The sequence below is a fragment of the Rhodopila globiformis genome, assembly GCF_002937115.1.
Taxonomy (GTDB): domain Bacteria; phylum Pseudomonadota; class Alphaproteobacteria; order Acetobacterales; family Acetobacteraceae; genus Rhodopila; species Rhodopila globiformis.
In genome coordinates, this window is the sequence record NZ_NHRY01000049.1 from 22,257 (window position 1) to 29,035 (window position 6,779).

Annotated in this window: 7 protein-coding genes; 3 read left to right on the plus strand and 4 right to left on the minus strand. The window is 68.5% G+C overall.

The window, feature by feature from the left end; translation table 11 throughout:
* The 4 genes from hflX to CCS01_RS03785 form a co-directional block, all read right to left on the minus strand.
* Positions 1–1,254, minus strand: a complete 1,254-nt coding sequence (gene hflX / locus CCS01_RS03770; protein ID WP_239991995.1) for a GTPase HflX — start codon at positions 1,252–1,254, stop codon at positions 1–3.
* 89 nt (positions 1,255–1,343) lie between these two features.
* Positions 1,344–1,640, minus strand: a complete 297-nt coding sequence (gene hfq, locus CCS01_RS03775; protein WP_104517495.1) for an RNA chaperone Hfq — start codon at positions 1,638–1,640, stop codon at positions 1,344–1,346.
* 101 nt (positions 1,641–1,741) lie between these two features.
* Entirely contained in the window at positions 1,742–2,413 is a 672-nt protein-coding gene (locus CCS01_RS03780) for an HAD family hydrolase (RefSeq protein WP_239991994.1), read from the minus strand.
* Positions 2,410–3,660, minus strand: a complete 1,251-nt coding sequence (locus CCS01_RS03785; RefSeq protein WP_104517490.1) for a hypothetical protein — start codon at positions 3,658–3,660, stop codon at positions 2,410–2,412. Before CCS01_RS03785 ends, CCS01_RS03780 begins: the two co-directional genes overlap by 4 nt.
* Positions 3,661–4,001: 341 nt before the next feature.
* On the opposite strand from CCS01_RS03785, the gene lipA reads away from it, so the two are divergent.
* The 3 genes from lipA to CCS01_RS03800 are packed head-to-tail and all read left to right on the plus strand — an operon-like array spanning position 4,002 to position 6,556.
* Positions 4,002–5,012: a lipoyl synthase gene (gene lipA / locus CCS01_RS03790; RefSeq protein WP_104517497.1), complete on the plus strand. Its 1,011-nt coding sequence runs from the start codon at positions 4,002–4,004 to the stop codon at positions 5,010–5,012.
* Positions 5,012–5,455, plus strand: coding sequence for a type II toxin-antitoxin system RatA family toxin (locus CCS01_RS03795; protein WP_104517491.1), 444 nt, complete (start codon positions 5,012–5,014; stop codon positions 5,453–5,455). The genes lipA and CCS01_RS03795 overlap by 1 nt, the downstream gene beginning before the upstream one ends.
* A 12-nt stretch (positions 5,456–5,467) precedes the next feature.
* Positions 5,468–6,556 (plus strand): threonine aldolase family protein, encoded by a 1,089-nt coding sequence (locus tag CCS01_RS03800; RefSeq protein WP_104517492.1) that lies wholly within the window; start codon positions 5,468–5,470, stop codon positions 6,554–6,556.
* The last annotated feature ends 223 nt before the right edge of the window (positions 6,557–6,779 follow it).

Here is a 6,779-nt window from a genome sequence, read left to right on the forward strand (position 1 = left end):
CTACCCCTGTCGTTCGAACCGTGCCCGATCTGCTGGCAACAGCCGCACCGTCACGTGCACGGCGTCCTCGTCATCGGCCCGTTCCAGCACCTCGCCGTGCTGGTACAGCCAAGCCAGGCGCGCCCCGTCCTGCGGCGGGATGTCATACTGCGCCAGTTCCATCCCTTCGGCGATCCGGCGATCGATCGCCGCCTTCAGGGTGTCCAGCCCCTCGCCGGAGATCGCCGACACCGCCACCGCCCCGGGCCGCAGCGGCACCTCCGCCACGCCGCCCAGCAGATCGGCTTTGTTCAGCACCTCGATCGTGCGCCGCGGCCAGCCTTCGTCCAGCGTGCCGTCGGCCACCATGTCGTCCAGCACCTTGATCACGTCGGACCGCTGCGCCGCCGTTTCCGGATGCGCCGCGTCGCGGACGTGCAGGATGACGTCGGCTTCCGAGACTTCCTCCAGCGTGGCGCGGAACGCCTCGACCAGTTCGTGCGGCAGTTCGCTGATGAAGCCGACGGTGTCGGACAGGATCACCCGCCGCCCGGACGGCAGCCGCAGGCCGCGCATCGTTGGGTCGAGCGTGGCGAACAGCTGGTCGCGCGCCGTGACCTCGGCGCCGGTCAAGGTATTGAACAGGGTGGACTTCCCGGCATTGGTGTAGCCCACCAGCGCGATCACCGGGAACGGCACCCGCTGCCGGGCGGAGCGATGCAGGCCCCGGGTGCGCCGGACCTTCTCCAGCTCCTTCCGGATCTTCACCAGCCGATCGTCGATCAACCGCCGATCGGCTTCGATCTGGGTTTCGCCGGGGCCGCCGAGGAAGCCAAAGCCGCCGCGCTGGCGTTCCAGGTGGGTCCAGGACCGCACCAGGCGCGAGCGCTGGTATTCCAGGTGCGCCAGCTCGACCTGCAGCGTGCCTTCGCGCGTTGCCGCCCGCTCGCCGAAGATGTCCAGGATCAGGCCGGTGCGGTCGATCACCTTGCAGCCCCAGGCGCGCTCCAGGTTGCGCTGCTGCACCGGCGTTAGCGCCGCATCGATGATTGCCAAGGTGATGCGGTGCTCGCCGATGGCCTGGGCCTGCGAGGCGACATGCCCCTCGCCCAGCAGGGTCGAGGGGCGCCGGACGCGCAGCGGCAGGATCGCCGTGTGCACGACGACCAGGCCGATGGACGCGGTCAGGCCGACGGCCTCGGCGAGGCGCGCCTCCGCCGCCCGCGGCTGGTCGGCACCGGCGACATCCCGGCCCTGGGGTTCCCAGGGCAGGATGACGGCCGCGCGAACAGGCCCGCCGGATGGCTGGTCGGGAACCTCGCCCTGCGGCGGGTCAGCCGGCCGATGTGTGGGGAGTCTGGCGATCAGTCGTTCCCGGAGACAGTACTCATTTCCCGAGCCGGCGGCGCCGCCGCGGCACCCTCCACCTTCGACGCATCGAACAGCTGGATCGGCGCACCCGGCATGACGGTGCTGATGGCATGCTTGTACACCAGTTGGGTATGCCCATCCCGGCGCAACAGAACGGAAAAATTGTCAAACCAGGTGATGATGCCCTGGAGCTTGACACCGTTCACAAGGAACACCGTTACCGGCGTTTTGCTTTTCCGCACGTGGTTCAGGAAGACGTCCTGAACATTCTGCGATTTCTCGTTGGCCACGGCCAAACCTTTCTTTTTATAGGCTGAATGGGTTGAAAACTGTTTCCCGGCGGTTCGTGGCACGGCCACCGGCAAGCCACCAACTTAGCAAAACGCCCTTCTCACGCAAGCTTGTGGAGACGCGTCCGCAAGGAAAGCGGAGTCGGGAAATGGATATCGGGCGCCGCACGTTCAACTCCCCCATCGTGCGCGGCATAGCCAATCAGTACGGCGGTCACCCCGGCAGCCCGCGCCGTCTGCATGTCCAGGGTGGTATCGCCAATATACCATACGGTTGCATCGGCTGCACGCTTAAGGTGTTGCAGGGCCATCTGCAGGGGGGCCGGATCCGGCTTGTCCATGGCGGCGTCGCCGGCGCCGATGATCGGGCCGAAATAGTGGTCCCAGCCCAGGTGGGTGACCTCGCGGCGCAGGAAGGCGCCGGCCTTGTTCGAAACCACCCCCTGCGGCCAGGCGCGGCCGGCTTCCAGCACATCGGCGATCCCGGGCATTGGCGCGACATGGTCCAGGTGTTGCCGCCTCAGGCTGTCGTAGAACAGGTCCCTTGCGTGCTCCCACCGGTCGCCGAACATGGCGGGAAAGCTGTCGCGCAGCGAGACGCGGACGCGGTTGCGGGTATCCTCCCTGGTCCACGGGGCGTGGCCGAATTCGGCGAACACCACGTTCAGCGCCGCGGTGATGCCGGCCCAGCCGTCGACCAGGGTGTTGTCCCAGTCGTACAACAGGACCGACGGGCGCAGGGCGCCGGGATCCGTGTCAGAAGAGTATGTCACGCGTTGCCTGTCTCGACGTTCCGTAGCGTATCGGCGGAGTCCGCCGCCGCAACGGAAGCCGGTTTGCCCTGCCGCAGCGACTTCTGCAAGCGCGACAGCACCAGGGCGTTGGCGCAGACCCGCAGCCAGCCGTCGAACGACAGGTCGTGGGCGTTGTCATCCGGGGCAAAGCGGTCGATGCGGCCTTTCAGCAGGCCGGGCGCGATCACCTCGACCGTGCCGGGCGGACGATGAGGCTCGGCCGGGACGACCCACAGCAGGGTGGCGTCGCCGTAGCGGTTCAGCGCCATCTGCAGCGGCAGGATCTCCTCCTCGCCGATCGGCGCGTTGAACTTGTAAACGAAGATCTTGTCGGTGGCCTCCAGCTCCTCGAGGAACTTGCGGCGGAGGAATTTCAGCCGGGCGGATTCCTGCTCGCGCATCAGCCAGACGCTGCGTTCTCCTTCATAGACGAAGGTGTGGTACACCAGCCCGTAGCGTTTCTCGTGGATCATGAACTCCTTGCGTGGCCCGCCCTCCAGGTGGGGATCGATGGCCTCGGCTTCGCCCAGGCCGTCGAAGCCGCTGTCGATGCCGCGGACCAGGTTGCGCATGAAAGTGCTGGAGAAGCGCAGCAGCCCGAGCGGCTCGGAGTCGCAGCGCCGCTGGAACAGGCCGAATTCGCAGTTTTCGCCGAGCGATTCGAACTGCAGCGCGAGATCGGAGACAGTCAGCCCAGTGCGGGCCGTGGCCCATTCAGCAACGTTCGGGGCGGGCTCGCCGGTCGATCCCAGCAGGAGTCCGGGCGGCAGTTCGGTCCCGGGCAGCGCATCGGCGACGCGGTACAGTTTGGCTTCCGACACGGCGAACGCCAGGTCGCGGTCATCGGCCGCGCCGGAAACATCCTGCGGCCGCGCCGCGTCGGGATGCCGCAGCGTGACCAGCATGCGCTCCGACTGGCGGGCGAGGCGGCCGGGGATGCGGTACCCCAGCAGCGTCGGGCGGGACAGGCTGGTGGCGCCGACGACCGTGTCATTGATCGACACGGTCAGAAGCTGGCGGGGCAATTCGGGCGGATGCACGAACGGCACCACGTCCAGCGTCAGGATATAGGCGTCGGCCGGCGCCAGCCGCGGCAGGACCAGATGGCTCTCCGTCCCGATGCCCCAGGAGAACCCGGGCTCGGACCGCGCCCAGCCGCCGCCGAGGTAGCCGAGGCTGTTGCCGGCGGTCGCGAAGCTGATCGTCAGGTCGCATGCGAGTCCCATGTGAAATTTCTATCCTTCGCGATGGGAGCGAAGACCGCCGGTGCGGCTGGGCTGCCTCCTGGGGGGTGCAATGATACTGACAGGCATTTGACCATAAGCGAGTCTGCCCGGGTGGATGCAAGCCCAAAAAGGTCTTGTCCTCGACTGCAACCGCGGATAAAAATCCTATGTGGCGCCGGACACCTGGGCTGGCGGCCGATCGGCGGTGGGCACCGTTGCGGGACGGCTGATGAGCCTCTTGCGGCGTCAGCCGGACGGTGGCGCCGGCGGTCCGGCCATGCGCATATCAATACGCGGTCCTGCTTGACGGTTCGGCGCCCGCCGTCCACATGTCCCGCGTCATGACCACCACCCGCCTGACCATCGACCATCGCGCCGGCCATCCGCCCGGGACGCCCGCCAGCGGCCAGGGCGGCGGCACGCTCCGGCATCCGGAAAAGGCCCACCGGCCGGACAACCCGATCCAGCGCAAGCCGGGCTGGATCCGGGTGAAGGCGCCGACGTCGCCGGTTTATCACGAGACGCAGTCGCTGATGCGCGACCACCGCCTGGTCACGGTGTGCGAGGAAGCCGCCTGCCCGAACATCGGCGAGTGCTGGTCGCAGCGCCATGCCACCATGATGATCATGGGCGACACCTGCACGCGGGCGTGCAGCTTCTGCAATGTCCGCACCGGCCAGCCCGGCGCGCTGGACGGCGACGAGCCGAACCGGGTGGCCGATGCGGTCGCGAAGCTGGGGCTGCGGCACGTGGTCATCACCTCGGTGGACCGCGACGACCTGGCCGACGGCGGGGCGGCGCACTTCGCCGCGGTCATCGCCGCCATCCGCGCCGCCGCGCCGGACACCACGATCGAGGTGCTGACCCCGGACTTCCTGCGCAAACCCGGCGGGGTGGAAGCCGTCGCCGCCGCCCGGCCGGACGTGTTCAACCACAACCTGGAAACCGTGCCGCGGCTGTATCCCTCGATCCGGCCGGGTGCGCGCTATTACCAGTCGCTGCGCCTGCTGGACACGGCGAAGCGGATCGACCCGGGCATCTTCACCAAGTCCGGCCTGATGGTGGGGCTGGGCGAGTCCCGCGCGGAGATCACCCAGGTGATGGACGACCTGCGCATTGCCGAGGTGGATTTCCTGACCATCGGCCAGTACCTGCAGCCGACGGTCAAGCACGCCGCCGTCAATCGCTTCGTGCCGCCGGAAGAGTTCGCCGACTACGCCGCCATCGCCCGCGCCAAGGGCTTCCTGCTGGTGTCCGCCACGCCGCTGACCCGTAGTTCCTACCACGCCGACGCCGATTTCGCCGCCCTGCGCGAGGCTCGCCAGGCAAAACTGACATACGCGACCATCTGATGCCGAGACATGCCGAGCGGAAGTTCATTCCGTACACGCCGGAACAACTGTTCGACCTTGTCGCGGATGTCGGCAAGTACCCGCAGTTCCTGCCCTGGTGCGTGGGCGCCCGCGTCCGCAGCCAGACCGAGACGGAACTGGTCGCCGATTTGACCATCGGCTTCGGCCCGTTCCGCGAGAGCTTCACCAGCCGGGTGGCCCTGAAGCGCCCGGACCAGGTCAGGGTGACGTACGAGAACGGGCCCTTCCGCTATCTCAACAACCAGTGGGACTTCACGCCCAGGGACGGCGGCACTGACGTCGGCTTCTTCGTCGATTTCGAGTTCCGCAGCCGCATGCTGCAGGCGGCTATCGGCGTCGTGTTCCATGAAGCGGTGCGGCGGATGGTGAACGCCTTCCTCAAGCGCGCCCGCGACGTCTATGGTCCGCCGCTGCCCATGTAGGAGCCTGCTGCCATGGCCTATGCGCCCGTCCGGCCGGACCGGTCCCTCCCGCCCGTGCGGGTGAATCTGTTCTCGGATACGCAGACGCGTCCCTCGGCCGCGATGAAGGCGGCGATGATGCAGGCCGAACTGGGCGACGAGCAGGCCGGCGACGATCCGACGGTTATGGCGCTGTGCGAGCGGATGGCGGCGCTGACTGGCCAGCAGGCGGCGATGTTCCTGCCATCCGGCACGATGTGCAACCAGATCGCCATCCTGACGCATACCCGTCCGGGCGACGAGATCCTGGCGCATGAGAGCGCGCACATCGTCGCCAGCGAGGGCGGCGGCCCGGGCGCCCTGGCCCGGGCGGTGGTGCTGGGCCTGCACGGCGAACGGGGCATGTTCGACGCCGCCACGCTGAAGGCGGCGCTGCGCGAGAAGCGGCGCAACGCCCCGCCGCAGACCCTGGTGGCGGTGGAGCAGACCAGCAATGCCGGCGGCGGCTCGGTCTGGCCGGTGGACCTGCTGGCCGAGGTGCTGACGACGGCGCATGACTGCGGGCTGCGCATCCACATGGACGGCGCGCGGCTGATGAACGCCGCGGTGGCCGCCGGGGTGGAGGCGCGGGCGATGACCGCCGGGTGCGACTCGGTCTGGCTGGATTTCACCAAGGGGCTGGGCGCGCCGCTCGGGGCGGTGCTGTGCGGATCCGCCGATTTCATCGACGCGGCGTGGCGCTGGAAGCAGCGCCTGGGTGGGTCGCTGCGCCAGGCCGGGATCTGCGCCGCCGCCTGCCTGTACGCGCTGGACCACAACGTCGACCGCTTGGCGGAGGACCATGCCAATGCCAGGCGCCTCGCCGCCGGCCTGGCGCAGGTGCCGGGGCTGCGGGTGGAGACGCCGGAGACCAACCTGGTGTTCTTCGACACCGCCGGCGCCGGCCTGACGGCGGACGCGCTCGCGGAGCAGGCGCGGTCGAGAGGCGTGTTGGTGTCCACGATGGGCGCGCACCGGGTGCGCGCCTGCACCCATATCGACGTGGACGCGGCGGGCGTCGATCTTGCCGTGCAGGTCGTGGCCGAGGTGACGCCGGCGGGCGCGCCGTTTACGATTTGTTAGGGAAAGCGGCGCTAGTACACCTCGCCGGAAGTGGCGACTCCGTTGATGGGTGGCCCGGCGCGGGTGAGTCTGGTTTGCCACAGTCTGGCGGCAATCGCCGTGACCAGCCGCCGTCAGGAGCCGTTCTGGCGAGTCAGGAGCGGCCTGAATATGGCAGGCCACAGGCTCACGCCTCGCCCTGATTCACCGGAGCCTTCATGCCCCGTCTGACTGCCGCCCCGAT